2 protein-coding genes and 1 pseudogene are annotated in these 2,470 nt (G+C 66.2%); all 3 read left to right on the top strand.

The window, feature by feature from the left end:
* Nucleotides 1-90: pseudogene (locus B2246_RS14985) on the top strand (hydroxyquinol 1,2-dioxygenase); the annotation flags it as partial.
* A 215-nt stretch (nt 91-305) separates the two neighbouring features.
* Nucleotides 306-1,046, top strand: coding sequence for a response regulator (locus B2246_RS14980; RefSeq protein WP_035883836.1), 741 nt, complete (start codon nt 306-308; stop codon nt 1,044-1,046).
* Nucleotides 1,047-1,096: 50 nt separating this feature from the next.
* Nucleotides 1,097-2,395 carry a sensor histidine kinase gene (locus tag B2246_RS14975; RefSeq protein ID WP_286882036.1) on the top strand — a complete coding sequence of 433 codons (1,299 nt, stop codon included), beginning with the start codon at nt 1,097-1,099 and terminating at the stop codon, nt 2,393-2,395.
* Nucleotides 2,396-2,470: the final 75 nt, after the last annotated feature.

Genomic DNA, 2,470 nt, shown 5'->3' with positions numbered 1-2,470 from the left:
GCCCGCACGCTGGCAGGTCTGGACCGCACCGGTGTATCTGCTGCTCCGGCGCGCTCGATCGATCCGTACCTCGACGGCGCCAATGCCTGAGCGACGGAGGCCCGCAGGCGCATCCCCGGGGCCTCGTCGACGCCGGCCCCCTGAGCCATCAGCATGGCGCGGGCGGCCGGCAGATTTGCAACGATTCCTGTATAAGACGGCTCCAGATAGAGAGCGATACAACGCGTCGCCTAAAGTGCTACACAAAGGCGCTGCACAATGGGCGGCATGGGGATGAATGCCGACTGTACCGAGGGGAGCCAGGAATGATCCGGCCTGACCATATTCTGATCGTCGATGACGACCGCGAGATCCGTGAGCTTGTTGCGACCTATCTCGATCGCAACGAAATGCGTGTCACGCTTGCGGCGAACGGGCGAGAAATGCGCACCGCGCTGGAGAAGGGGTCGGTCGACCTCATCGTGCTGGACCTGATGATGCCAGGCGAAGACGGCCTGGCCCTGTGCCGCGACTTGCGCGCCGGGCCACACAAGACCACTCCCGTACTGATGCTGACGGCCCGCAATGAGGAAGCCGATCGCATCCTCGGGCTGGAAATGGGCGCCGACGACTACCTCGTCAAGCCATTCGCCGCGCGCGAGCTGCTGGCGCGGATCCGTTCCGTGCTGCGGCGCACGCGCATGTTGCCGCCGAACCTGCAGATCACCGAGGCCGCCACGCTGCTGGCATTCGGTGACTGGCGGCTCGATACCACGGCACGCCATCTGCTCGACGAGAACGATGTGCTGGTGGCGCTGAGCGGCGCGGAATACCGGCTGCTGCGGGTCTTTCTCGACAACCCGCAGCGTGTGCTCAGCCGCGACCAGCTATTGAATCTCACACAGGGGCGCGACGCCGAACTGTTCGACCGTTCGATCGACCTGATGGTCAGCCGGTTGCGCCAGCGGCTGCGCGACGACGCCCGCGAGGCGCGTTACATCAAGACCGTGCGCAATGGAGGCTATGTGTTCACGGCGGTCGTCGAGGTACGCGAGGAGCGGACGTGACTCACGCGAGCGCGCTGCGCGCATGGCCGCGCTCCCTGTTTGCCCGGCTGATGGTGATCCTGCTGGTCGGATTGGCGTTGGCGCAGGGGCTTTCCTTCGCGCTCGTGCTGAAAGAGCGCGAAGGCGCGGCCGATCGGCTGATGCTCTCGAACCTGGAGCAGGATGTGGCGAGTTCCGTGTCGATTCTCGACATGATGCCGGCGGCCGAGCGGCCGCGCTGGCTCGACAAGCTCGAGCGCAAGAATTACAGCTACCAGCTCAACGCAGGCGTCAGCGGTGACGAGCCGCCGCGCGAGGCCCTGTCGCGGCAGGCGGTGGACACCATCACGCATGCGCTGCAAGGCCGCTACACGGTGCACGCGAATGCCGTGCCGGGCGACGCGGAGCACTTCCAGGTGCATATCCACCTGAGTGACGGCAGCCCGCTCACCATCGACATTCACCCGGCGCCCAAGCCACTGGCCATGTGGCTGCCCGCATTGCTCGCGGTGCAGCTTGTATTGCTGGGCGTTTGCGCCTGGCTCGCGGTGCGGGTGGTGACGCACCCGCTGAAGCAACTGGCCAGCGCGGCCGAAAACCTCGGTCCCGATCTCAAGGCCGAGCAGATTCCCGAATCAGGGCCGATGGAAGTGGCACATGCCGCGGCGGCTTTCAACGCCATGCAGCAGCGCATTGCTGGGTACCTTGCCGAGCGGGTGCAGATTCTCGCCGCCATTTCGCACGACCTGCAGACCCCGATCACGCGGATGCGGCTGCGCCTGGACCTGATGGAGCCATCGGACACGCAGGAGCGCTTTCTTCAGGATCTGCGCGAGATGGAGCAACTCGTGCGCGAAGGCGTGACCTATGCGCGCACATTGCACGGCAGCTCGGAAACGCCGGTGCGTGTGGACGTCGATGCCTTCCTCGACAGCCTTGCGTTCGACTATCGCGATGGCGGGCAGGCGATCGAGGTGGAAGGCAAGGCCGGCGCGCCCATCGAGACGCGGCCGCAGGCATTGCGGCGCATCCTGACGAACCTGATCGACAACGCGCTCAAGTTCGGCAATGAGGTGCGTGTCGCCGTCTCGCGCGAGGCAGGCGGCAATCTGGCGATTGCGGTGCAGGACCGGGGGCCGGGCATTCCCGAGGCCGATCTCGAACGGGTCATGCAGCCGTTCTACCGCGTCGAGACGTCGCGCAACCGGGGTACCGGCGGCACCGGGCTGGGTTTGGCGATTGCCCAGCAACTGGCGCGTGCCATGGGTGGGCATCTGGTGCTGTCCAATCGCGAGGGCGGTGGCTTGCAGGCGACGCTTACGTTGCCACTTGCATCATCGGCCCCGGCGCAGCCTGCCCCGCGTCACTGACGCGACTGGTGACGGTGCGGCCATTGCCGCGCCGTCTCACCGCTCACACTCCCTCCCGCTCTCCCGCTCTCCCGC

It is taken from the genome of Cupriavidus sp. UBA2010 (assembly GCF_002335265.1).
GTDB classification, from domain to species: domain Bacteria; phylum Pseudomonadota; class Gammaproteobacteria; order Burkholderiales; family Burkholderiaceae; genus Cupriavidus; species Cupriavidus metallidurans.
Note: the sequence above shows the minus strand (reverse complement) of the source record. Positions and strands in the feature narration are given on the sequence as shown.